20 protein-coding genes and 1 other RNA gene are annotated in these 24,918 nt (G+C 59.4%); 10 read left to right on the forward strand and 11 right to left on the reverse strand.

What is annotated here, in order from left to right; all coding sequences use genetic code 11:
• Positions 1–151: 151 nt before the first annotated feature.
• The 3 genes from aroH to R0140_RS10895 all read right to left on the reverse strand — a co-directional run bounded on the left by aroH (position 152) and on the right by R0140_RS10895 (position 2,450).
• Positions 152–1,198, reverse strand: coding sequence for a 3-deoxy-7-phosphoheptulonate synthase AroH (gene aroH, locus R0140_RS10885; RefSeq protein WP_012967844.1), 1,047 nt, complete (start codon positions 1,196–1,198; stop codon positions 152–154).
• Positions 1,199–1,352: 154 nt separating this feature from the next.
• Entirely contained in the window at positions 1,353–2,186 is an 834-nt protein-coding gene (locus R0140_RS10890) for a posphoenolpyruvate synthetase regulatory kinase/phosphorylase PpsR (RefSeq protein ID WP_002909061.1), read from the reverse strand.
• Positions 2,187–2,330: 144 nt separating this feature from the next.
• A complete protein-coding gene (locus tag R0140_RS10895; protein WP_046878723.1) occupies positions 2,331–2,450 on the reverse strand; it encodes a hypothetical protein in 120 nt (39 codons plus the stop codon).
• A 75-nt stretch (positions 2,451–2,525) separates the two neighbouring features.
• On the opposite strand from R0140_RS10895, the gene ppsA reads away from it, so the two are divergent.
• A complete protein-coding gene (ppsA, locus tag R0140_RS10900) occupies positions 2,526–4,904 on the forward strand; it encodes a phosphoenolpyruvate synthase (protein WP_012541376.1) in 2,379 nt (792 codons plus the stop codon).
• Positions 4,905–4,990: 86 nt separating this feature from the next.
• On the opposite strand, the gene rprA is transcribed toward ppsA, so the two are convergent.
• Both rprA and ydiK read right to left on the reverse strand, forming a co-directional pair.
• Positions 4,991–5,098: antisense sRNA RprA (gene rprA, locus R0140_RS10905), an RNA gene on the reverse strand.
• A 189-nt stretch (positions 5,099–5,287) separates the two neighbouring features.
• The gene (ydiK, locus tag R0140_RS10910) at positions 5,288–6,400 is read right to left on the reverse strand and encodes an AI-2E family transporter YdiK (RefSeq protein WP_023322844.1); all 1,113 of its coding nucleotides are present in this window, start codon (positions 6,398–6,400) and stop codon (positions 5,288–5,290) included.
• 217 nt (positions 6,401–6,617) lie between these two features.
• Between ydiK and R0140_RS10915 the strand changes: the two genes are divergently transcribed.
• The 3 genes from R0140_RS10915 (at position 6,618) to R0140_RS10925 (ending at position 10,533) form a co-directional block, all read left to right on the forward strand.
• Positions 6,618–9,674 (forward strand): D-2-hydroxyglutarate dehydrogenase YdiJ, encoded by a 3,057-nt coding sequence (locus tag R0140_RS10915; protein WP_012541378.1) that lies wholly within the window; start codon positions 6,618–6,620, stop codon positions 9,672–9,674.
• Positions 9,671–10,081 carry a 1,4-dihydroxy-2-naphthoyl-CoA hydrolase gene (menI, locus tag R0140_RS10920; RefSeq protein WP_008804450.1) on the forward strand — a complete coding sequence of 137 codons (411 nt, stop codon included), beginning with the start codon at positions 9,671–9,673 and terminating at the stop codon, positions 10,079–10,081. Before R0140_RS10915 ends, menI begins: the two co-directional genes overlap by 4 nt.
• Before the next feature lie 203 nt (positions 10,082–10,284).
• Positions 10,285–10,533 (forward strand): GlsB/YeaQ/YmgE family stress response membrane protein, encoded by a 249-nt coding sequence (locus R0140_RS10925; RefSeq protein WP_002909014.1) that lies wholly within the window; start codon positions 10,285–10,287, stop codon positions 10,531–10,533.
• A 97-nt stretch (positions 10,534–10,630) separates the two neighbouring features.
• On the opposite strand, the gene R0140_RS10930 is transcribed toward R0140_RS10925, so the two are convergent.
• Positions 10,631–10,951: a hypothetical protein gene (locus tag R0140_RS10930; protein WP_012967847.1), complete on the reverse strand. Its 321-nt coding sequence runs from the start codon at positions 10,949–10,951 to the stop codon at positions 10,631–10,633.
• Between the two features lie 608 nt (positions 10,952–11,559).
• Here R0140_RS10930 and R0140_RS10935 point away from each other — a divergent pair.
• On the forward strand, positions 11,560–12,540 hold the full coding sequence (locus R0140_RS10935; RefSeq protein WP_032730651.1) for a DUF1852 domain-containing protein: 981 nt from the start codon (positions 11,560–11,562) through the stop codon (positions 12,538–12,540).
• Between the two features lie 23 nt (positions 12,541–12,563).
• Positions 12,564–13,595 carry a methionine synthase gene (locus R0140_RS10940; RefSeq protein ID WP_064176243.1) on the forward strand — a complete coding sequence of 344 codons (1,032 nt, stop codon included), beginning with the start codon at positions 12,564–12,566 and terminating at the stop codon, positions 13,593–13,595.
• Positions 13,596–13,679: 84 nt separating this feature from the next.
• Here R0140_RS10940 and R0140_RS10945 read toward each other — a convergent pair whose 3' ends face one another.
• From R0140_RS10945 to R0140_RS10965, 5 genes are all read right to left on the reverse strand, one after another.
• The gene (locus R0140_RS10945; RefSeq protein WP_172755113.1) at positions 13,680–14,867 is read right to left on the reverse strand and encodes an MFS transporter EitD; all 1,188 of its coding nucleotides are present in this window, start codon (positions 14,865–14,867) and stop codon (positions 13,680–13,682) included.
• Positions 14,868–14,923: 56 nt separating this feature from the next.
• On the reverse strand, positions 14,924–15,685 hold the full coding sequence (locus tag R0140_RS10950) for a siderophore ABC transporter ATP-binding protein EitC (RefSeq protein WP_064176245.1): 762 nt from the start codon (positions 15,683–15,685) through the stop codon (positions 14,924–14,926).
• Positions 15,685–16,722 carry a FecCD family ABC transporter permease gene (locus R0140_RS10955; RefSeq protein ID WP_064176246.1) on the reverse strand — a complete coding sequence of 346 codons (1,038 nt, stop codon included), beginning with the start codon at positions 16,720–16,722 and terminating at the stop codon, positions 15,685–15,687. The genes R0140_RS10950 and R0140_RS10955 overlap by 1 nt, the downstream gene beginning before the upstream one ends.
• On the reverse strand, positions 16,722–17,720 hold the full coding sequence (locus R0140_RS10960; RefSeq protein WP_008804457.1) for a siderophore ABC transporter substrate-binding protein EitA: 999 nt from the start codon (positions 17,718–17,720) through the stop codon (positions 16,722–16,724). The genes R0140_RS10955 and R0140_RS10960 overlap by 1 nt, the downstream gene beginning before the upstream one ends.
• 158 nt (positions 17,721–17,878) lie before the next feature.
• Complete coding sequence (locus R0140_RS10965; RefSeq protein ID WP_012541385.1) at positions 17,879–18,790, reverse strand: LysR family transcriptional regulator; 912 nt, start codon at positions 18,788–18,790, stop codon at positions 17,879–17,881.
• A 96-nt stretch (positions 18,791–18,886) separates the two neighbouring features.
• Here R0140_RS10965 and R0140_RS10970 point away from each other — a divergent pair, with 96 nt between their 5' ends.
• The 4 genes from R0140_RS10970 (at position 18,887) to R0140_RS10985 (ending at position 24,874) form a co-directional block, all read left to right on the forward strand.
• Complete coding sequence (locus R0140_RS10970; protein ID WP_049155316.1) at positions 18,887–19,882, forward strand: NAD-dependent epimerase/dehydratase family protein; 996 nt, start codon at positions 18,887–18,889, stop codon at positions 19,880–19,882.
• Between the two features lie 173 nt (positions 19,883–20,055).
• Positions 20,056–20,592, forward strand: coding sequence for a TetR/AcrR family transcriptional regulator (locus tag R0140_RS10975; RefSeq protein WP_015958592.1), 537 nt, complete (start codon positions 20,056–20,058; stop codon positions 20,590–20,592).
• Between the two features lie 74 nt (positions 20,593–20,666).
• The gene (locus tag R0140_RS10980; RefSeq protein WP_064176247.1) at positions 20,667–21,776 is read left to right on the forward strand and encodes an efflux RND transporter periplasmic adaptor subunit; all 1,110 of its coding nucleotides are present in this window, start codon (positions 20,667–20,669) and stop codon (positions 21,774–21,776) included.
• Positions 21,773–24,874 carry an efflux RND transporter permease subunit gene (locus R0140_RS10985; protein ID WP_049155320.1) on the forward strand — a complete coding sequence of 1,034 codons (3,102 nt, stop codon included), beginning with the start codon at positions 21,773–21,775 and terminating at the stop codon, positions 24,872–24,874. The genes R0140_RS10980 and R0140_RS10985 overlap by 4 nt, the downstream gene beginning before the upstream one ends.
• Positions 24,875–24,918: the final 44 nt, after the last annotated feature.

Genomic DNA, 24,918 nt, shown 5'->3' on the forward strand with positions numbered 1-24,918 from the left:
GTCATAGCTCTCAAAATAAAAATCAAAGCAACAATGATAATCATTATCAATAATGTTGTTTTTGACGGCAAGCGTTATTTATCGTGTTACCGGATTTGGTAGGGGAGTCACCGAAGGAAATTGCCCGCCGCAGGCGCGACGGGCGGAGCGGTTACAGACGGGTAGCGGCGGCGGCGGCCAGCTCGCTCAATAACCTTTCGCTGTCATCCCAGCTCAGGCAGGGGTCGGTGATCGACTGGCCCCAGGTCAGCGGCTGGCCGGGGACCACTTTCTGGGTGCCTTCCTGCAGGAAGCTCTCTGCCATAATCCCGGCGATGGCGGTGGAGCCCGCGCGAATTTGCTGACAGATATCGGCGCACACCTCCAGCTGACGGCGGTGCTGCTTCTGGCAGTTGCCATGGCTGAAATCAACGACCAGCTGTTCCGGCAGATCGAATTCACGCAGCGCCTCGCCGGCGGCAGCGATATCCTCGGCATGATAGTTTGGCTGTTTGCCGCCGCGCATAATGATATGCCCGTACGGGTTGCCGCTGGTCTGGTAAATCGTCATCTGCCCCTGCTTGTCCGGGGAGAGGAACATATGGCTGGCGCGGGAGGCGCGGATGGCGTCCACCGCGATGCGCGTATTGCCATCGGTGCCGTTTTTAAATCCAACCGGGCAGGAGAGCGCTGAGGCCATCTCACGGTGGATCTGGCTTTCTGTGGTGCGCGCCCCGATGGCACCCCAGCTGATGAGATCGGCGATAAACTGACCGGTCACCATATCGAGAAACTCGGTGGCCGTCGGTACCCCCAGCTCATTTACCTGCAGCAGCAGGCGCCGCGCCAGCTCGATTCCGTGGTTGACCCGGTAGCTGCCGTTGAGGTCCGGATCGGAGATTAAGCCTTTCCAGCCCACCACGGTACGCGGTTTTTCAAAGTAGGTGCGCATCACGATCTCCAGCTGCGGCTGGTAGCGCTCGCGCATGCCCTGCAGGCGGCGGGCATACTCCAGCGCCGCATCGGTATCGTGAATGGAGCAGGGGCCGATAATCACCAGCAGGCGGCGGTCTTCGCCGTTGAGGATTTTTTCAATTCGGCGGCGGGAGGCCGAAACGTGGGCGGCCACGTCGGCCGTGACGGGATGGCGCTGGGCCAGTTCCGCGGGCGTTACCAGGCTTTCAATGCGCGCGGTACGCAATTCGTCTGTTTTATTCATTGGGGTCTCAAAAATCTGTTTCTTCCGCGGCGAAAATGCCGGGAAGTGATGCGCATCACGATAAACCAATCCCTGCTTATTGCAAGAGCAGGGCATGATCCTGTATAGGCCACGGGTGATAGCATAAACAAATTTTTAATAATGTACTAGTGTGTTAGTACATTCTGCGATTCAGCCCCATGATGTCCATGATTTTTGTCGCAATTTCCTCAACAGAATAATTGGTACTGTTCAGGCACGGGATTTTATTTTTGCGATACAGGGCCTCCACTTCGGTCACCTCCATCCGACACTGACGCAGAGAGGCGTAGCGGCTGTTTTCCCGACGCTCTTCGCGGATGGCCGCCAGCCGTTCGGGGTTGATGGTCAGGCCGAACATCTTATGTTGCAGGGGCTTCAGCGACGCCGGCAGCACCAGATTGTCCATATCGTCGGCGATAAACGGATAATTGGCGGCGCGAATGCCGTACTGCATGGCGAGGTACAGACTGGTGGGCGTCTTGCCGCAGCGCGACACACCGAGGAGGATCACCTGGGCCTGATCGAGGTTACGCAGGGAGATGCCATCGTCGTGGGCGAGGGTGTAATCGATGGCGGCGATACGCGCATCGTATTTGATCAGGTTCCCGGGGTTCAGGCCGTGAGTACGGTGGGCCACTGGCGTCGGGTCGAGGTTGAGCTCCTGCTGCAGCGGGGCCACCAGCGCCTGCACGATGTCCTGACAAAAACCTTCACTTTGCAGAATAATGTCGCGGATTTCCGGGATGACGATGGAATAGAACACCAGCGGGCGAATACCCGTTTGCTGATAGATGGCGTCGATCTGCTCCTTTACCGCCCGCGCGCGGCTGATGTTTTCGACAAACGGCAGAGTCACGCTGCTGATGGCAACCGGGAATTGCGACATCACGGCATGCCCCAGTACTTCTGCCGTAATGGCGGTACCGTCAGAAATATAAAATACGTGGCGATCTACAGCACTTTCCATTTTGACCATCCGGTATAATGAGTTTAATTGCCTGAATACGGATATTAAATTTAAGCATATCCCTGTTTGATTTGTCTCTTGTTAAAATTGAAACGCTATTTTTGTTTTTTATGAAAAGGGTGGTTCATTTTCTTCTTTTTGCCGTTATTTCCAGCGTTTTTCGGCATAATTCCTAAAAATCATTAAGTTAACTATATCGCGGGAACAGTCCGAAAATTGAAAAAATAATTTGCTTGAACGATTCACCGTTTTTTTCAGCCCCATAAATATGTCAGGATAATCCTGCAGTCGATCGTGAAATTTTTTTCACTGGTATTAAATCACAAAAGGATTGTCTCGATGTCCAACAATGGCTCGTCACCGCTGGTGCTTTGGTATAACCAACTCGGCATGAATGATGTAGACAGAGTTGGGGGCAAAAATGCCTCCCTTGGTGAAATGATTACAAACCTGTCCGGTATGGGTGTTTCCGTGCCTAACGGGTTTGCCACCACCGCTGATGCTTTTGATCAGTTCCTGGACCAAAGCGGTGTTAACCAGCGCATTTATGCACTGCTGGATGAAACCGACATTGACGACGTTTCCGCATTAGCGAAAGCGGGCGCGCAGATCCGTCAGTGGATCATCGACACCCCTTTCCAGAGCGAACTGGAAAACGCGATTCGCGATGCTTATGACCTGCTGTCCGCCGATGACGCCGAGGCGTCATTTGCCGTGCGCTCTTCCGCTACTGCGGAAGATATGCCGGACGCCTCCTTCGCCGGGCAGCAAGAGACATTCCTCAACGTGCAGGGCTTTGACGCCGTGCTCGTTGCCGTGAAGCACGTGTTTGCCTCACTGTTTAACGATCGCGCGATCTCCTATCGCGTGCATCAGGGTTACGATCACCGCGGCGTGGCGCTTTCCGCCGGGGTGCAGAGGATGGTCCGCTCCGATCTGGCCTCCTCCGGCGTCATGTTCTCTATCGATACCGAGTCCGGTTTTGACCAGGTGGTGTTTATCACCTCGGCGTGGGGCCTCGGCGAGATGGTGGTGCAGGGCGCGGTGAACCCGGATGAATTCTACGTCCACAAGCCGACGCTGGCCGCTGGCCGCCCGGCCATCGTGCGCCGCACCATGGGGTCGAAAAAGATCCGCATGGTATACGCGCCGACTCAGGAGCACGGCAAGCAGGTGCGTATCGAAGATGTGCCGCAGGCGCAGCGCGATGTTTTCTCGTTAACTAACGAGGAGGTGCAGGAGCTGGCGAAGCAGGCGGTGCAGATCGAGAAGCACTACGGCCGTCCGATGGATATCGAGTGGGCGAAAGATGGCCACACCGGTAAGCTGTTTATCGTCCAGGCGCGTCCGGAAACCGTGCGTTCCCGCGGCCAGGTGATGGAGCGTTATACCCTCCACGCTCAGGGGCAGATCATCGCCGAAGGGCGCGCCATCGGCCACCGCATTGGCGCCGGCCCGGTGAAGGTGATCCACGATATCAGCGAGATGAACCGCATCGAACCTGGCGACGTGCTGGTCACCGACATGACCGACCCGGACTGGGAACCGATCATGAAGAAAGCCTCGGCGATCGTCACCAACCGCGGCGGACGTACCTGCCACGCGGCGATTATCGCCCGTGAGCTGGGGATCCCGGCGGTGGTCGGCTGCGGCGATGCCACCGATCGCATTCAGGAAAACCAGAACGTGACCGTCTCCTGCGCCGAAGGCGACACCGGCTACGTTTACGCCGAGCTGCTGGACTTCAGCGTCAAGAGCTCCAGCGTTGGCGAGATGCCGGATCTGCCGCTGAAGGTGATGATGAACGTCGGCAACCCGGATCGTGCGTTTGACTTTGCCTGCCTGCCGAACGAAGGCGTGGGTCTGGCGCGGCTGGAATTTATCATCAACCGCATGATTGGCGTTCACCCGCGCGCGCTGCTGGAGTTTGACGACCAGGAGCCGGGCCTGCAGAACGAAATCCGCGAGCTGATGAAAGGCTACGATTCGCCGAGAGAGTTCTACGTCGGCCGTCTGACCGAAGGGATCGCTACCCTTGGCGCCGCCTTCTACCCGAAACGCGTCATCGTGCGTTTGTCGGACTTCAAGTCGAACGAATATGCCAACCTGGTGGGCGGCGAGCGTTATGAGCCGGAAGAAGAGAACCCGATGCTCGGCTTCCGTGGCGCCGGACGCTACGTTTCCGAAAGCTTCCGCGACTGCTTCGCGCTGGAGTGTGAAGCGATGAAGCGCGTGCGTAACGACATGGGGCTGACCAACGTTGAAGTGATGGTGCCGTTTGTGCGTACCGTCGCCCAGGCGAAAGCGGTGGTCGAAGAGCTGGAGCGTCAGGGGCTGAAGCGCGGCGAGAACGGGCTGAAGATCATTATGATGTGTGAGATCCCATCGAACGCCTTGCTGGCCGAGCAGTTCCTCGAGTACTTCGACGGCTTCTCCATCGGTTCGAACGACATGACCCAGCTGGCGCTCGGTCTGGATCGCGACTCCGGCGTGGTCTCTGAGCTGTTTGATGAGCGCAACGACGCGGTGAAAGCCCTGCTGTCGATGGCGATCCGCGCAGCGAAAAAACAGGGCAAATACGTCGGCATCTGCGGCCAGGGGCCGTCTGACCATGAAGATTTTGCCGCCTGGCTGATGGAAGAAGGGATCGACAGTCTGTCCCTCAACCCGGATACCGTGGTGCAAACCTGGTTAGGTCTGGCGGAACTGAAAAAATAAGTTCGCCCTGACAGCACCGATCCCCGGCAGCGATGCCGGGGATTTTTTTTGCCTGTTGCAGGCTGTCCGCTGTGGCGATGCGCAGGACAAAAAAAAGCCCATCGTGGGAGATGGGCAAAGACTACACACAGCAATTCGTTGTTTCACTCAGGGGATTTCCATGCTTATAAATCAAGGTGTTGATTTATAACCGTGAGCTAATAGTAGGCAGCGGGGCCTTTGCCGTCGATCAGATTCCTCTCAATAGTTAAATTGTTGTGAAGGACCGGGGGAGGAAAGCGAGGGGAATGGCGCTCAGGGCCAGCGCTTTGCCGGCGATCAATAAATTTTGCTTAACAATAGGCGGGCAAGGAAACAGGCGGGTCTCCCCGCCTGCCAGGGCATTACTTGCGCCCAGCCTCCAGCTCGCTAAGCTCTTCGAGGACGACATCGGGGTCTTTCGGCGGCGGCGGCACTTCGTGTACCCAGGCGTCATACAGACGCCAGGAGACGGCCAGCAGCACTGGACCGATAAACAGACCGATCATGCCGAAGGCGATCAGTCCGCCAATGACGCCGGTAAGGATGAGGATCATCGGCAGGTCGGCGCCCATACGGATAAGCACCGGACGAATGACGTTGTCCATGGTGCCAACCACGCAGCTCCACACCAGCAGCACGGTGCCCCAGGTGGTGTCCCCGCTCCAGTAAAGCCAGATAATCGACGGCACCAGAACCAGCAAAGGGCCGAGCTGGACCAGACAGGTAAAGATCATCACCACGGTCAGCAGAGCGGCGTAGGGCACGCCAGAGATGGCAAGGCCGATCCCGCCCAGCACCGCCTGAGTAAGGGCCGTCACCACCACGCCCAGCGCCACGGCGCGCACGGCCTGGCCGGCCAGCAGCACCGCCGCATCGCCGCGTTTGGCTGCGAGGCGTGTAGCGAAGTAGCGGAAACCATAGGCCACCTGCTCGCCGCGCCAGTAGAGCAGCGCGCTGAACAACAGCATCAGACCGCAGTAGACCAGCAGCTTGCCGATGTGCGCCGCTTGCCCGACAAACCAGCTGGTGGTAGTGCCAATATAGGGGCGAACCTTGGCCATAATCGCCGAGCCGCCCATATCCAGCAGGCCATGCCAGGCGGAATACAGCTTATCGCCGACCAGCGGCACGCTGTTCAGCCAGGCGAAATCCGGCAGCGTCACATTTCCACTGCTGATAAGTTTGATCAGCGGGACGCTGTTATCCACCAGGCTGTTGACCAGCAGAGCAATAGGAATAACGAATAACAAAAACAGCAGCAGGGTCATCGCCAGCACCGCCAGCAGTCGTTTGCCAAACAGCACGCGCTGCAGACGCAGCAGCACCGGCCAGGTGGCGATCACCACCGTACCGGCCCAGGCGAAGGACAGAATAAACGGCTGCACAACCCACAGGCAGGATATGATAATCAGGGCCAGGAACAGCACCGACAGCAGTATTTGCGGAATGTCCCGAGGCTGATGGGGGTTTATCATAGAGAAATTTTACCTTTCCAGTCGCGCCAAAAGCTGGCGCCGCGTAAATCCATGTACTGATAATAATATCAATAATATTGCCGGGCTGATTTTGCACAGAAAACACGTGGGCGCATATGAAAAAAATGTGATAAAAAGTTGAATGCGCTACGCAAACGTTTAGTTAGCACCAACACAATATTTTCAAACACAACATAGTCAGGCAGGGTCAAGTGTGATGATCCCACAAATTTCTCAGGCACCAGGGGTAGTTCAGCTGGTGCTGAATTTTTTGCAGGTACTGGAGCAACAGGGTTTTACCGGCGATACCGCCACCAGCTATGCCGACAGGCTGACGATGGCCACTGACAACAGCGTCTATCAGCTGCTGCCGGATGCGGTCCTTTTCCCGCGTTCTACGGCGGACGTGGCCTTGCTGGCGCGCGTCGCCGCCGAACCGCGCTTTACATCGCTGGTCTTCACGCCGCGCGGCGGCGGCACCGGCACCAACGGCCAGGCGCTGAACGGCGGGATTATTGTCGATATGTCCCGCTATATGAATCGCATCATCGAGATTAACCCCGAAGAGGGCTGGGTGCGCGTTGAAGCCGGGGTCATCAAAGATCAGCTGAACCAGTTTCTTAAACCCTATGGTTACTTCTTTGCACCTGAGCTTTCCACCAGCAACCGCGCCACGCTGGGCGGGATGATAAACACCGACGCGTCCGGACAGGGATCGCTGGTGTACGGTAAAACGTCGGATCACGTGCTCGGTCTGCGAGCGGTGCTGATGGGCGGCGATATCCTCGACACCCAGGCGGTGCCAGTAGCGCTGGCGGAGACGCTGGGCAACACCCCATCGACGATTGGCCGGATCTATAACACGGTCTACCAGCGCTGCAAGACGCAGCGTGAACTGATCATTGATAAGTTTCCTAAACTTAACCGCTTCCTCACCGGGTACGATCTGCGCCATGTCTTTAACGATGAGATGAGCGAGTTCGATCTGACCCGTATTTTAACCGGTTCGGAAGGCACGCTGGCGTTTATTACCGAAGCGCGGCTGGATATCACCCGCCTGCCGAAGGTGCGCCGTCTGGTCAACGTTAAATATGACTCCTTTGACTCCGCGTTGCGTAATGCGCCATTTATGGTGCAGGCGAAAGCGCTGTCGGTGGAGACTGTCGACTCCAAGGTACTGAATCTGGCGCGCGAGGATATCGTCTGGCACTCGGTAAGCGAACTGATCACCGACGTGCCGGATAAAGAGATGCTCGGGCTCAATATCGTCGAATTCGCCGGGGATGACGCTACGCTGATTGACCAGCAGGTCACTACCCTGTGCCAGCGGCTGGATGAGCTGATGGCCGGCAGCGAGGCGGGCGTCATCGGCTGGCAGGTCTGTCACGATCTCGATGGCGTAGAGCGGATCTACGCCATGCGCAAGAAGGCCGTCGGCCTGTTGGGCAATGCCAAAGGCGCCGCCAAGCCTATTCCTTTCGCTGAAGACACTTGCGTACCGCCTGAGCATCTGGCGGATTACATCGTCGAGTTCCGCGCGCTGCTCGACAGCCACGGCCTGAGCTACGGCATGTTTGGCCACGTTGATGCCGGGGTGCTGCACGTGCGCCCGGCGCTGGATATGTGCGATCCGCAGCAGGAGGTGCTGATGAAGCAGATCTCCGATGACGTGGTGGCGCTGACGGCGAAGTATGGCGGCCTGCTGTGGGGCGAACACGGCAAAGGCTTCCGCGCGGAGTACAGCCCGGCCTTCTTTGGCGAGGCGCTGTACGGCGAACTTAGGAAGATCAAAGCAGTCTTCGATCCCGATAACCGCCTGAACCCAGGGAAAATCTGTCCTCCGGAAGGGGTCGACGCGCCGATGATGAAAGTCGATGCGGTGAAGCGCGGCACCTGGGATCGGCAGATCCCCATCGCGGTGCGCAGCAGCTGGCGCGGGGCGATGGAGTGTAATGGCAACGGGTTGTGCTTCAACTTTGACGTCAAGAGTCCGATGTGTCCGTCGATGAAAGTCAGCAACCAGCGCATCCACTCGCCGAAAGGGCGCGCGACGCTGGTGCGTGAATGGCTGCGCCTGCTGGCCGACCGCGGCGTCGATCCCAACCAGCTGGAGAAGGCGCTGCCGGAGCAGGGCGTCAGCCTGCGTTCGCTGGTGGCGCGCACGCGGAACAGCTGGCATGCGCGTAAAGGGGAATATGACTTCTCGCACGAGGTCAAAGAGGCGATGTCCGGCTGTCTGGCCTGCAAAGCCTGTTCGACCCAGTGCCCGATCAAAATCGATGTGCCCGAGTTCCGTTCGCGCTTCCTGCAGCTGTATCACAGCCGCTACCTGCGCCCGGTACGCGACCATCTGGTGGCCTCGGTCGAATCCTATGCGCCGCTGATGGCGCAGGCGCCGAAGACCTTTAACTTTTTTATTAACCAGCCGTGGCTGAAAAAGCTGTCGGAGAAGCACATCGGGATGGTCGATCTGCCGCTGCTTTCGGCGCCGTCGCTGAAGCAGCAGATGGCCGGCCACCGCTCTGCCAACATGACGCTGGAGCAGCTCGAAGCGCTGAGCGCTGAGCAGAAAGCGAAGATGGTGCTGGTGGTGCAGGATCCGTTCACCAGCTACTACGACGCCCAGGTGGTGGCTGACTTTATTCGCCTCGTCGAAGCGCTAGGCTATCAGCCGGTGCTGCTGCCATTCTCGCCGAACGGCAAAGCGCAGCATATCAAAGGGTTCCTCACCCGCTTTGCTCGCACCGCGCAGAAGACGGCTGACTTCCTCAATCGCGTGGCGCAGCTTGGCATGCCGCTGGTCGGCGTCGATCCGGCGCTGGTGCTCTGCTACCGCGATGAGTATAAGCAAACCCTTGGCGATAAGCGCGGCGATTTCCAGGTGCTGTTAGTCCATGAGTGGTTGCCGAAGGCGTTGACGACCGCCGCCCGTCCCGAACAGGGAGGCGAGCCCTGGTACCTGTTCGGTCACTGTACGGAAGTGACCGCGCTACCGGCGGCGACAAAACAGTGGGCAGAGATTTTTGCCCACTTTGGCGCGAAACTGGAAAACGTCAGCGTTGGGTGTTGCGGGATGGCAGGGACCTATGGCCATGAAGTGAAAAACCATGCCAACTCGCTGGCCATTTACGCGCTCTCCTGGCAGCAGGCGATGCAGCGGCTGCCGCGTAACCGCTGTCTGGTGACGGGCTACTCCTGCCGCAGTCAGGTGAAGCGCATTGAAGGCAGCGGCGTTCGCCATCCGCTGCAGGCGTTACTGGAGATAATAGGATGATTTGGAAACGTCAGGCCACGCTGGAGCAGCTCAACCGGCTCGGTGAGGGAAACATGGTAGGGCTGCTCGATATTCGCTTTGAGACCTTTACCGACGATACGCTGGAGGCCACGATGCCGGTGGATAGCCGTACGCAGCAGCCGTTTGGCCTGCTGCACGGCGGGGCCTCGGTGGTGCTGGCGGAGACCCTGGGGTCGGTAGCGGGTTATCTGTGCAGCGAAGGCGAACAGAAGGTGGTGGGGCTGGAGGTTAACGCCAACCACATTCGTTCGGCGCGCGGAGGCCGGGTGCGGGGGGTCTGTAAAGCGCTGCACGTCGGCACTCGTCATCAGGTCTGGCAAATCGAAATCTTCGACGAACAGTCGCGATTATGCTGTTCATCGCGGCTAACCACCGCAGTAATATAAGCCGTGACCGGGAGGCGAATAGCCTCCCTTTTTTCAGGGTAATAAACGGTAACGGGTTTGTCAGGACCAGAGATTTTGTCGCACGGACCACCCTGCAGCGGCAAGGAATTATCTAATAAATATATTATTGCCGATCCACTCGCGTTATATATGCTACTCTTTTCAATACTAAATGCTTAAAGGTAACAAGAGGACGGTTAACCATGGGTATTCTTTCCTGGATCATTTTTGGACTTATTGCCGGTATTTTAGCCAAGTGGATTATGCCGGGGAAAGACGGCGGCGGGTTTATTGTCACCGTTATTCTGGGGATCATCGGCGCCGTGGTCGGCGGCTGGATCAGTACCCTGTTTGGTTTTGGCAAGGTCGACGGGTTTAATTTCGGCAGCTTTGTGGTTGCGGTAATCGGCGCGCTGGTCGTGCTGTTTATCTACCGGAAAGTGCGCAGTTAATTCTCAGCCATTCTGTTTCATTCTCGTTAACAAAGCTGCCGCGATAAGCGGCAGCTTTTTTTATTGTAGTGCCCAGGTCAGGCGACCCGCGCAAGGGCTATTGCCCGTCGGCATCGCCGGTAACGGGCACCACCTCAACGTGAACTTCGTAGTGCTTCGCCGGGCTGGCCGGGATCAGCGCGGTCAGTTTGTTAATGGTTTCTGCCGGCGTATCGGTCGCTACTGTGGCCGAAAACAGCACCGGTCTGTGCGGCGGAAGCTGCGGCGGGAACGGCGGCAGGGGGCCACGGCCCATCTCCAGCGGGGGGCGGGCCCCGTTATCAACGGCGGGCGCCGGGACGTCGGTTTTATCGGCCGCAAAGGCGCTGGCGGCGGCAACCGCGGCGATGGCGAACAGGGCAGTCAAAGCTTTTTTCATCTGGTATTCCTCGATTAGCAAGTATCAAAAGAGTAGAGGGCGGCGGCAGGCGGGACAATCCCATGCGACGCGAATCCTCTGAATCTCCTTTTTTCTTCGCGAATGTGAAGGTCAGATGAGAGCTTGTGTCATTGGGGAAGCATTTTAGTTCAGCAGTACGCTCATAATCAGCAGCACGGCCATGCACATCGACATAATACTGATATCAACAATCATTCTTTACGACAAAAGCTCCAGCAAACGGGTACGGCACGGCGGCGACGTCAAAGCACGTATTATAGTGGTTAAAGATTGTACCCTGGCATATATTCACTGGACAAATGATTATTCGCCAGACGTTGCCTGAGTTGCCCGCGCCTGACCATAGCGCCATCACCACGACCGGTTCCACACCTTGCAACCAGCGCTCAGCGGAGCAACATGAGGATGGCTCATGTTGCAATGAATTTAAGTCGCTTTCCCTCCACCGCCGACTCTGGCAAAAATAGACTCATTAACGAATCAACAACATTTATCGGTTGAAGCGCGCCAGGCCTGACCCCGCGTTGCTTGTGGAATGGCAATCTGCTCATTCAGCTTCATACCCAACACCAGAATGGACAATCGCCATGACTAACGAATTTACCTATACGATTAAGCGCAGTCGTTTTGATGAAAACTATAACCCCGCGGAAAATACGCGTATTACCACCAACTTTGCCAATTTAGCCAGAGGGGAGAACCGTCAGGAAAATCTGCGCAATACGTTAATCATGATGAATAACCGGTTTAATACCCTGGCGCACTGGGATAATCCTCATAACGATCGCTATGCGGTGGAACTGGATATTATTTCTGTCGAGATGAATATTGCTCAGGATGGTGCCAGCTTCCCGGTGATAGAGATCCTGCAAACGCATATTGTCGATAAAAAGAGCGGAGAGCGCCATGCCGGTATCGCCGGTAATAACTTCTCCTCCTATGTGCGGGATTATGATTTTAGCGTTCTGCTGCTGGAACATAATAAAAACCGGGGTAGCTTTAGCGTGCCCGATAACTTTGGCGAGCTGCATGGCAATATCTTTAAGGATTTCGTGCAATCCAGCGCCTATAAGGCCAGCTTCAGCAAGGCGCCGGTGATTTGCCTGAGCGTCTCCAGCAAAGATGTTTACCGGCGTACCGGTAATGAACATCCGGTCCTCGGCATTGAATATGCTCAGGATGGCGTGTCGCTGACGGAGCGCTATTTCAGCAAAATGGGCCTGCAGGTGCGCTATTTTATGCCGAAGCACAGTGTCGCGCCGTTAGCCTTTTATTTTACCGGCGATCTGCTCAGCGATTACACCAGCCTGGAGCTGATCGCGACCATCAGCACGATGGAGACGTTCCAGAAAATATACCGCCCGGAGATCTACAATGCCAATTCCGCGGCGGGGCAATACTATCAACCCAATCTCAACCACCTGGATCATTCATTAACAAAAATTGTTTATGACCGGGAAGAGCGCAGCCTGTTGGCGATAGAGCAGGGTAAATTTACACAACAACATTTTATCAACCCGCACAAGACGTTGCTTGAGCAATGGTCTGCTAACTTCGCGCTTTGCTAAACCAAAATAAAAGGCTACTTATTATGAAAACATGGCTTCCGACATCGACCGCCGGCAGTTTACCGAAACCGTCCTGGCTGGCGCAGCCAGAGACCCTGTGGTCGCCCTGGAAACTGTCCAGCGAGGAATTACTGGCCGGCAAGCGCGATGCCCTGCGTTTGTCCCTCGACGACCAGCTGCGTGCCGGGATCGATATTGTCAGCGACGGCGAGCAAACGCGGCAGCACTTTGTCACCACCTTTATTGAGCACCTCAGCGGCGTTGATTTTGCCAAACGCGAGATCGTGAAAATTCGTAACCGCTATGAGGCCAGTGTTCCAACTGTGGTGGGCGCCGTGGAGCGCCAGAAACCGGTCTTCGTGGAGGACGCGCGTTATCTGCGTCAGCTCACCAGTCAGCCGATCAAATGGGCGCTGCCAGGCCCAATGACCATGATCGACACGCTGTATGACAACCACTATAAAAGCCGGGAAAAGCTGGCCTGGGAGTTCGCCAAAATCCTTAATCAGGAAGCGAAAGAGTTAGAGGCCGCCGGGGTCGATATTATTCAGTTCGATGAGCCGGCCTTCAACGTCTTCTTTGATGAAGTCAACGACTGGGGGATCGCCGCCTTAGAAAGAGCGACCGAAGGGCTGAAGTGTGAAACGGCGGTGCATATCTGCTACGGCTACGGCATCAAGGCGAATACCGACTGGAAAAAAACGCTGGGTTCTGAGTGGCGACAGTATGAGGAGGCCTTCCCGCAGCTGCAGAAATCTTCCCTCGATATTATCTCTCTCGAGTGCCACAACTCGCGGGTGCCGATGGATCTGCTGGAACTGATCCGCGGTAAAAAGGTGATGGTCGGGGCGATCGATGTCGCCAGTCATGCTATCGAAACCCCGGAAGAGGTGGCTGAAACCCTGCGCAAGGCGCTGTCATTCGTCGATGCCGACAAACTCTACCCGTCCACCAACTGCGGTATGGCGCCGCTGCCGCGCCATGTCGCGACCGGCAAACTGCATGCCCTGAGCGCCGGCGCCGAAATCGTTCGCCGCGAGCTGGCGGCAAAGTAAGGCGGGGCGCATTCCCGTTATCTTCCCCTGGCGGTGTCACTCATCGCCGGTTCACCTCCTGAGCGGGCTGTTGCCCGCTCAGCGTCATGTAGCCGCCAGCGGGCGGCAGATCGCCCGCAGGGCCACAGCACTGCACAGTGGAAACAGCGCCAGCAGGAGCCAGGGATAAACCGCCCGCGACGAGGGGGTGAGCGCCTGGTCAAGTAAATGACCGAGCAGCAAATTCCCGGCTAACACCGCGCACCCCCCCGCGGTGGCGAGCGCCCCGTAGTGGGCGCCCAGCGTCGACTCCTCAGCGAACAGGGGGATCAGATCCTTGGCTGAGGGCACCAGCAGCATCTGGCCGAGGGTGAGCAGCGTGACAAAGCAGGCCGACGGTACTAATCGCAACCAGCCTTCGGCGGGCGGGGTGGCGGCGAATAACGCCACGCTGACAAAAGAAGCCGACAGCAGCAGAAAGCCCACCGGCAGGATGCGCACGGCGCCAATTCGTCGGGCGAAGCGGGCGAGAGGGAGCTGCAGGGTGATAATCAACAGCGAAGCCAGCATAAAGAGCGGCGCCAGATCCTGCTCACGACCGCCGGAACGTTGGATCTCCACCGGCAGGGCGAGATACAGTTGGTTGTAGCTCAACAGCCATGAGCTGTAGGCGAGAATAAACGCGACAAAGCGCGGCTGGCGCAAAGGCGTCCACCATGGGACTCGTCTGCGCGTTGTTGTCGTGTGCCCGTCGGCGGGCAGACAGAAAAAGAGCACCAGCAGCGCCAGGAGAAAGATTCCCGCGCCGGCGAGGGCGATATGCCGAAAGCCGATCCCGCTCAGCAGCCCTCCGGCCACCGGGCCGATAACCGCCCCCAGCTCACCGCACACCGCAAACAGCGCAAACCACTCGGCGCGGCTGCGTTTCCCGTTGGCCTGGCTGTGGGTACCGGTCCGCGCCAGCAGGGCCTCGATCGACGGGGAAAACAGAGCGCCGCCGACGCCGGTCAGGCAGGCGCCGAGGATAATGGGCCACAGCGACGTAGCGCACGCCAGCAGCAGATAACCGGCGACGCGAACGACGCAGCCGGCGAGGATGATGGCCTTAGCGCCATAGCGGTCGGCCAGCGTCCCGCCGATGATAAACATGCCCTGCTGAGAGAAGGTGCGCAGCCCGAGGATCAGGCCGATAAGTCCCCCCGAGAGCAGCATGTCGTCGCGCAGGAAGAGGGCGAGGAAAGGAACGACCGCGTAAAAGCCAATATTAAAAACGAACTGGCTTCCCAGTAACACGGGAGGCCAGAGGGTTGCCGCAGGGCGCAGGGAGAAGAGAGGCATATCCGCCCAACCTAAACGATGAAATGAATGTGTTTTTTACCGTGGTAAGGGGAGATCTCGATTTTGGTTTTCACCCGGAAAACGTCCCACAGCAGCGCTTCGGACAAAATCTCCTCCGGCGTCCCGCTGGCGAGGATCTGCCCCTGCTGCATCACGATCAGCGAATCGCAGAACATCGCGGCATGGTTAAGATCGTGAATGGCCACAATGCTGGTCACCGGCAGCTCGCTGATCAGCTGCATTAACTGCATCTGATGGTGTATATCCAGATGGTTGGTGGGCTCATCCAGCAGAATTTCGCTCGGGCTCTGCGCCAGCGCGCGGGCGATATGCACCCGCTGCCGCTCGCCGCCGGAGAGGCTTAACCATCCCTGCTCGCTTTTTTCCAGCATCGCCACCCGCTGCAGCGCGGCGGTGATCGCCTCGTCATCCTGAGCGCTCCAGTTTGAGAACGGAGAGTGGTGGGGTATGCGCCCCAGGCGCACGACGTCGCGCACCCGCATATTGGCCTCGGTCATGCCGTGTTGCTCGACGAAAGCCACGCGGCCGGCGAGCTGCTTTTTCGCCATCCGGGTGATGTCCTGGCCGTCGAGGGTGACGCGACCCGCATCCGGGCGGCGCAGGCCCGCCAGAACGCGCAGCAGCGAGGATTTGCCGCAGCCGTTGGGCCCCAGCAGTCCGACCGTTTCGCCGCGCGACACCCGCAGCGAGACATTATTGACGATGACCTTTTTGCCTGCCTTCCAGGTGATATTTTCAGCGCAAATACTCATCACTTATTCCTTGAGCGGTAGATAATCACGGCAAAGAAAGGCACCCCAACCAGGGCGGTTACCACCCCAACGGGCAGACTCTGCGGGGCAATCAGCAGGCGCGACGCAATGTCCGCCAGTACCATCAATATCGCCCCTGCCAGCGCGCTGGCGATCAGCAACGTCCGGTGTAGCGGGCCAAAGAAGAAGCGCATCACGTGCGGCACCACCAGGCCGACAAAGCCGATCGAGCCGGCCATACTGACGATGGTGGCGGTGATCAGCGCCGCGGTGGTGAAGAGGATCAGGCGTACCTGTGGCACGGCAATCCCCAGCGAGGCGGCGGCATCATCGCCGAAGGTGAACGCATCCAGCGCCCGGGCATACCACAGACAGACCGCCAGGCCCGCGAGCACCACCACGATGACCAGCTGGAATTCGGGCCAGCGGACGCCGCTGAAGCTGCCCAGCAGCCAGAACATCACATCGCGCGCCTGCTGCGCGCTGGCGGAGGTGCTGATGGTGTAAGCCGTGATGGCGTTAAATAACTGCGATGCGGCAACGCCCGCCAGAATCGTACGCTCATTGCCGCCGCGCGCGCCGTTAGTCAGCAAGGCGACAAAGGCGAAGGCGGCGAAGGCCCCGGCAAAGGCGCCTGCCGAGAGGGAAATCGCGCCAGCGCCAAGGCCCAGCACCACGATCGACACCGCGCCGGTGGAGGCCCCGGCGGAGACGCCGAGGACGTAGGGTTCCGCGAGGGCATTTTTCAGCAGGCTTTGCAGCACGACGCCGCAGATAGCGAGGCCTGCGCCGCAGCAGGCGGCGACCAGCGCGCGGCTGAGGCGGAAATCCCAGATCACGCTCTCATAGATACGGTTGAGAGGCTCAGCGGTTAAGCCGGTTCTGTTGCTGATAGCGTAAAAGACATTCTGCAGCGGGATGGCCAGCTCGCCGACGCTGACGCCCACCGCTATCACCAGCGCCAGCACGATCACGGCCAGTAAACACCAGCCGGTGAGCAGCATGCTGCGGCGCGTCTGAAGCGCGGCGACGCTCATCAGTTCAACCCCATTTTTCTCAGCTGTTCGCCCACCTGTTCCGCGCCATAAAGCGTGCGAATAGTCGGATTCATCGCCTGACCGTCCATGACCACGATATGGCCTTTTTTCACGGCCTCCAGCTGGCTGACGGCGGGATCGCTTTTGAGGAATTTGATCTTCTCCTCGGCCTTATCCAGCGCCCAGCGGTTACGATCCAGGCTGGAGACCACGATCACATCCGGGTTGGCGGCAATGATGCTCTCCCAGCTCACCGTGGGCCACTCGGTTTCCGAGGTAATCGCATTATGTCCGCCCAGCACGCTGGCGATAAATCCAGAGGCGCTGTTTTTGCCGCCAACATAGGCATCGGCCGAAGGTGAGGCGCTGGAGAACCAGAAGACGAAGGAGAGATCCTTTTTGCTTTTACCAAACTCCTGGCGCAGGTCGGCTTCACGTTTTTTGAAATCGGCTATCAGCGCCTGACCACGATCTTCGACGTTGAAAATGCGGGAAAAATCGCTAATTTCCTGATACAGCCAGGTCATATCCCACAGCTTTTGCCGGCTGCCGTACATATCGCCGGTGGCCTTTTTGGTGGCGCACATCCCCGGTGAGACGTAGCTGTTTACGCCGACGGTAGCGAGATCTTCACGCCTGGCGACTTTGCTTTCCGGCCCCAGCAGCAGCGGTAACTGGGCGGGAACGAAATCGGGATTTTGCGCCAGCACGGATTCCAGGCTCGGAATTTCCACCGTCAGGGTTTTAATCTTCGCGTTTTGCTCAGCCAACTGCGGTAAAACGCTGGTCGGCCAAAAGGCGCTGGCGACCACCTGCTTTTGCAGCCCAAGCAGCAGCAGAATTTCGACCGTATTTTGCCCCAGCGCGACCACGCGCTCCGGCGGCCGGGTGAAGGTCTCCTGATAGCCACAGTTTTCAATCGTCAGGGGGTAGGTTGTTGCCAGCGCGGAACTGACGGCGGTGAACATCAAGCCTAACGCGCAGAGGACCTTCTTCATTAAACGCTATCCTTGTAAACAGGCGAGTGGATGACCAGCAAATGGGAGTAATGCAAATGAAACTCATTATTGGGGCGGGGTTTTATACAATGCCATATTTACAGTGTCAATGAGTGACTATTTCAGCAGGCAATGAAATGCCCGCGCGATGGGGCGGATCAGCTCGCCAGTGGGCCACGAATATACGCCTGCAACCCCTGGGCGAGAAAATCAAATACCCGCTTGCAGGCAGGGCTGTGGCGCAGATCCTCATGCATTACCAGCCAGGTATCGAGATTCAGGGAAAAGTCGGCCGCCAGTACTCGCTGCAGGGGAATAATGCCATCCGCAAGGGGCACCTGGCAGATGCCGATCCCCGCCCCGGCGCGGATCAGGCTCAACTGGGCGAGGTCGCTATCGGTCCGCATCGCGAACGCTTCGCGCTGAAATCGGGGGTAAGCCTGCAGGGCCCGGCGAACAAGTGGGGTGGCGCTATCGAAACCAATTAGCGCGTGGCTGGCCAGATCGTCGAGGGTAGCGGGCAGGCCCTGGCGCGTCAGGTAGGCGGCGGTGGCATGTAACCCAAGCTCGATCCTGCCGAGACGGCGGGCGATAAGCTGCTCCTGCTGCGGGGCGACCATCCGCACCGCAATATCCGCCTCCCGGTGAAGTAGATCCTGAAACCGATTGGAGAGCATCAGTTCGATGACAATATTCGGGCACGCCTGCCTGAGCCGGGCAACCAGCGGCGGCAGCACCTCGGCGCCGACCACCTCGCTGGCGGCCACCCGCACCACGCCACGCAGTTCGGTTCGGTCGCGACTAAAGTTAGCCGCCGTGCGTTCCAGCGCCCGGGCGGTATTGTCCATCGCCTCGGCGTGCACCCGCAGCGCCAGCGCCGCGTCGGTCGCCAGCAGGCCGGTCTGCGAGCGGGTAAATAAGGCCTGGCCGAGCGCGGCCTCCAGCCCGGCAATATGGCGCCCCGCCGTCGGCTGGGTGATGTTCAGGGTGCGCGATGCGCCCGATAAGGAACCTTCCTGCAGGACGGCGAGAAAGGTTCGGTACCACTCCCAGGGAATAGAGGTATTCATACAAAAATGTATAGCTGCTCGATGATGGTATGCAATTTCATTTGATATGAGCGGCAGGTAGGCTGTCAAGCATCCATTAGCGAACGGGGAAAGAGGATGAACAGCAGCGGCAAAGTACTTATTCTGGGAGCAAGCGGGGGGATTGGCGGGGAAGTGGCGCGCCGGCTGGTGGCGGACAACTGGCAGGTTCGGGCGCTGAAGCGCGGCGCTCAGATTCGCGGTCCCGCAGATGGCATGCAGTGGATAGCCGGCGACGCGCTGAATGCCGGGCAGGTTGCGGCGGCGGCTGCCGGTTGCGACGTTATCGTCCATGCGGTCAATCCGCCGGGCTACCGGCACTGGCGGCAACAGGTACTGCCCATGCTGCACAACACCCTGCAGGCCGCCGAACAACAGCGGGCGTTAGTTGTTCTGCCCGGCACGGTCTACAACTATGGACCGGATGCCTTTCCGCTGATTGCTGAAGAGGCCGCACAACAGCCAGTGACCCGCAAAGGTGCCATCCGGGTGGAGATGGAGCTGGCGCTGGAGGATTACGTGCAGCGCGGTGGCCGGGCGTTGATTGTTCGGGCGGGCGATTTTTTTGGTCCACGCGCCGGAAATAACTGGTTTTCTCAGGGGCTGGTCAAGCCTGGTCAGCTTCCCCGCGTCATTAGCCGCCCGGGGGCGATCGGCGTCGGGCATCAGTGGGCTTATCTGCCCGACGTCGCCGACACCATCGCCGCGCTGCTGGCCCGCAGGCATGAGCTTGAGCCGTTTGCTCGCTTTCATATGCAGGGCCACTGGGACCCGGACGGCAGCGAAATGAGTCAGGCGATCCAGCGGGTGGTCGCCCACTATGGCGGCCGAGCGGCAGTGAAGTCTTTTCCCTGGTGGCTGGTAAAGCTGGCGGCGCCCTTCAACGCCACCCTGCGCGAAATGGTCGAGATGCACTATCTCTGGCGTCTGCCGGTACGCCTGCGCAACGATAAACTGGTTGATTTTTTAGGCGCGGAGCCGCATACCCCACTCGACAGTGCGGTGCTTCAGACGCTGCAAGGCCTGGGTTGTCTGCCCGCCGGCGCGATAAACCAAGAGGCGGGTGAGGCGTAACGCGGCAAGAGGATCACAGAGCGGGGTGTTATTGTGACCAAATCATAATAACGTCACTCGTTGTCAAACGATAGCGATCGCATTAAGCTAAACGGATGACGAAAAATACCTCCACCCCTGCAAGCCGTGGTCCCCATGACCACAGCGTTCGGGACCAGATTCTTGACGCGGCCATGGCGCACTTTAGTCGCTATGGCTATGAGAAAACGACGGTCACCGATCTCGCCAAAGCGATAGGCTTTTCCAAAGCCTATATCTATAAATTCTTTGACTCCAAGCAGGCGATTGGCGAGGCGATTTGCGCCAGCCGGCTGGAGAAGATCATGGTGGCCGTCAGCGCGGCTATCGCCGATGCGCCGTCCGCCAGCGAGAAACTGCGCCGCCTGTTCCGGGCACTGACCGAGGCCGGCAGTGAACTGTTTTTCGAGGATCGCAAACTGTACGACATCGCCGCCGTCGCAGCGCGCGATAAATGGCCTTCAACGGAACAGTATGCCGGTCATCTACAGCAGCTGATTGGTCAAATCCTTGTCGAAGGCCGCCAGGCGGGTGAGTTCGAGCGCAAAACCCCGCTGGATGAGGCAACCCTGGCGGTCTATATGGTGATGTGTCCTTTCATCAACCCGGTGCAGTTGCAATACAATCTCGACACCGCGCCCACCGCGGCGGTGCTGCTTGCCTCCCTGATCCTGAGAAGTCTCTCCCCCTGATTGGTGACTATTGACTTTATTGGTCACTAGTCTGAGAATGCGGTCACTGTCCGGTCTTTTCATTAAGGTGACCCATGCTCAGGCTCAATGCCGTCCATCTTGCCGTCTGCCTCCTGCCGCTGGCCCTCGCGGGCTGCGGCGAACCTGCCGATCATGACGATCCCCGCACCCGGCCGCCGCTGGTCCGGGTGGCGACCGTCGAGCGCGCGGAGGCCAGCTCGCGGGCCTTTACCGGCGTGGTGGTCGCTCGTACCCAAAGCGATCTCGGCTTCCGGGTATCGGGAAAAATCCTTGCCCGGCTGGTGGAGACCGGGCAGAGCATCAAGCGCGGTCAACTGCTGCTGCGTCTGGATCCGGCTGATTTAACCTTGCAGGCGCAGTCTCAACAGCGGGCCGTGGATGCCGCGCGGGCGCGAGCCAAAAAGGCGACCAACGATCTGGCCCGCTATCGCGGCCTGGTGGCGAGCGGCGCCGTCTCGGCCGCGGAATTCGACCAGATTAACGCAGCGGCAGAGGCGGCGAGAGCCGACCTCAGCGCGGCCCAGGCGCAGGCCAATGTGGCGCAAAACGCCACCGGCTATGCCGGGCTATTGGCGGACGCTGACGGCGTGGTGGTGGAAACGCTTGCCGAACCAGGGCAGGTGGTCAGCGCCGGGCAGGTAGTGATCCGCCTGGCGCGGGCGGGGCAGCGCGAAGCGCGGGTGCAGCTTCCGGAGACGCTGCGCCCGGCGGTCGGCAGCGAGGCGCTGGCGACACGCTATGGCAGCGAATCTCAGCCGGTCACGGCGACCCTGCGACTGCTTTCGGACGCGGCTGACGCCACCACCCGCACCTTTGAAGCGCGCTATGTGCTGAACGGCGCGCTGGCGAACGCCCCGCTGGGGTCTACCGTGACCCTGCGTATCGGCAGCGACCAGGCGCCAGGCCAGGTGCTGGAGGTGCCCCTGGCGTCGGTCTACGATCCGGGCAACGGCCCTGGCGTCTGGCGCATTGCCTCCCGTCCGGCCACCGTTTCGTGGCAACCGGTAACTGTGCTCGGCCTGAATGATGAAACGGCGCGGGTGACCGGCCCGTTGAAGCCCGGCGAGCCCATCGTCGCCCTGGGCGCCCATCTTCTGCACCAGGGCGAGGCGGTGCGTCTGGCGGAACGACGCGAGCATAATGCCGCCGGGAGCCAGCCATGAGCGCCGGGCGTTTTAATCTCTCCGCGCTGGCCGTCCGCGAGCGGTCGGTGACCCTGTTTTTAATTATCCTCATTTCCGTCGCCGGGCTGGTGGCGTTCTTCGGACTCGGGCGGGCGGAAGATCCGCCCTTCACGGTCAAGCAAATGACGGTCATTACCGTCTGGCCCGGCGCCACCGCGCAGGAGATGCAGGATCAGGTCGCCGAGCCGCTGGAAAAACGGCTCCAGGAGCTGAAGTGGTACGATCGCACGGAGACCTATACCCGCCCTGGCATGGCGTTGATCACCTTGTCGCTGCAGGATCAGACCCCGCCGTCCGAGGTGCCGGAGCAGTTTTATCAGGCGCGCAAAAAGCTCGGGGATGAGGCGAAAAACCTGCCTGCCGGCGTCTCCGGCCCGATGATGAATGACGAATTCGCCGATGTCACCTTTGCCCTCTTTGCTCTGAAAGCGCGGGGAGAGCCGCCGCGGCAGCTGGTGCGTGACGCTGAAGCCCTGCGCCAGCAGCTGCTGCATGTACCCGGGGTGAAAAAAGTGAATATCCTCGGCGAACAGGCGGAGCGCATTTATCTCTCCTTTTCTCATGACCGTCTCGCCACCCTGGGCCTTTCACCAGAAGCGATTTTTGCCGCGCTGAACAGCCAGAATGTGCTGACCGCCGCCGGGGCCATTGAGACCCGGGGCGGGCAGATCTTTATCCGCCTCGACGGGGCGTTCGACCGCCTGCAGCAGATCCGCGACACGCCGATTATTGCCGGGGGCAGAACGCTGAAACTGGCCGATGTCGCCACGGTTGAGCGAGGGTATGAAGATCCCGCGACCTTCCTGATCCGCAATCAGGGCGAACCGGCGCTGCTGCTGGGGGTGGTGATGCGCGAGGGCTGGAATGGTCTGGCGCTGGGGAAAGCGCTGGACGCCGAAACGGCCAGCATCAATCAGAGCCTGCCGCTCGGCATGTCGTTGACCAAGGTGACCGATCAGTCGGTGAATATCAGCGCCGCAGTCGATGAGTTCATGATCAAATTCTTTGTCGCCCTGCTGGTGGTGATGGCGGTGTGCTTTGTCAGCATGGGGTGGCGCGTGGGGGTGGTGGTCGCGGCGGCGGTGCCTTTAACTCTGGCCGTGGTGTTTGTGGTGATGGAGGCGACCGGCAAAAACTTCGACCGCATCACTCTCGGCTCGCTGATCCTCGCCCTGGGCCTGCTGGTGGATGATGCCATCATTGCCATCGAAATGATGGTGGTCAAAATGGAGGAGGGGTATGACCGCCTCAAAGCCTCCGCCTATGCCTGGAGCCATACCGCGGCGCCCATGCTGGCCGGTACCCTGGTGACGGCCGTGGGCTTTATGCCCAATGGATTTGCGCAGTCCACCGCCGGGGAGTACGCCAGCAACGTGTTCTGGATCGTCGGTATCGCGCTGATTGCCTCCTGGATTGTGGCGGTGATTTTTACCCCCTGGCTGGGGGTGCACCTGTTGCCGGACAGAAAGCCCGCGGCGGCAGGCCACGCCGCGCTGTATGACACCCCGCGCTATCAGCGCTTCCGTCGGCTGCTGACCCGGGTTATCGCCCGCAAATGGCGCGTGGCCGCCAGCGTGGTGGTGCTGTTTATGGTGGCGATACTGGGAATGAGCGTGGTGAAAAAGCAGTTTTTCCCCACCTCCGATCGTCCGGAAGTACTGGTTGAAGTACAGATGCCTTACGGGTCGTCGATTATCCAGACCAGCGCCGCGACGGCGAAAATTGAGCACTGGCTGCAGCAGCAGCCGGAGGCGAAGATTGTCACCAGCTATATCGGCCAGGGCGCGCCGCGCTTTTACCTGGCGATGGCCCCGGAGTTGCCCGATCCCTCCTTTGCCAAACTGGTGGTGTTGACCGACGGTCAGGACGCCCGCGAGGCGCTCAAGCGGCGGCTGCGGGAGGCGGTGGCCAATGGCCTGGCGCCGGAAGCGCGGGTGCGCGTCACTCAGCTGGTCTTTGGCCCTTATTCGCCCTATCCGGTTGCCTGGCGGGTGATGGGGCCCGATCCGCACACCTTGCTCGACATCGCCGAACGGGTTAAATCGGTGCTGCAGGCCAGTCCGCTGATGCGCACCGTCAATAGCGACTGGGGTTCGCGGGTGCCGGTGATGCATTTCAGCCTCAATCAGGACCGGCTGCAGGCGAGCGGACTCAGCTCCCAGTCCGTCGCCCAGCAGCTGCAGTTCCTGCTGTCAGGGATCCCCATCACCACTGTTCGGGAAGATATTCGCGCCGTGCAGGTCATCGGCCGCGCGGCGGGCGATATCCGTCTGGATCCGGCGAAAATCGCCGACTTCACCCTGGTGGGCAGCGGCGGGCAGCGGGTTCCCTTGTCACAGATTGGCGACGTGTCGATCAGAATGGAGGACCCGCTGCTTCGCCGTCGCGATCGCACGCCGACCATCACCGTCCGCGGAGATGTCGCGGATAACCTGCAGCCGCCGGATGTCTCCACCGCGCTGATGAAATCGCTGCAGCCCATTATCGACTCGCTGCCGCCGGGGTATCGCATCGAGACGGCGGGGTCGATCGAGGAGTCAGGCAAAGCCACGCGGGCGATGGTGCCGTTATTTCCCATCATGATCGCCCTCACGCTGCTGATCATTATCCTGCAGGTGCGTTCGCTGTCGGCGATGGTCATGGTTTTCCTGACCGCGCCGCTGGGGCTGATTGGCGTGGTGCCGACACTGCTGCTGTTCAATCAGCCGTTTGGCATCAATGCTCTTGTGGGCCTGATCGCCCTGTCGGGGATCCTGATGCGCAATACGCTGATCCTGATTGGCCAAATCCACCACAACGAACAGGCAGGGCTCGATCCGTTCCACGCGGTGGTGGAGGCGACGGTGCAGCGCGCCCGCCCGGTTCTGCTGACCGCGCTGGCGGCGATCCTGGCGTTCATTCCGCTCACCCATTCGGTCTTCTGGGGAACGCTCGCCTATACGCTGATTGGCGGGACGCTGGGGGGAACCATCATGACCCTTATTTTCCTGCCGGCCATGTACGCGATCTGGTTCCGCATCCGACCTCAGCCCCCGGCTGACGCAGTGCAACACCCGGCGCTGCACCCGCAGGGGTAATTCCCTCTTGCCGGACCTGGCCGATAAACGCGGTCAGGCCCGGC

This window comes from Klebsiella sp. w6 (assembly GCF_033100215.1).
In the GTDB taxonomy this organism is placed as follows: Bacteria; Pseudomonadota; Gammaproteobacteria; order Enterobacterales; family Enterobacteriaceae; genus Klebsiella; species Klebsiella variicola.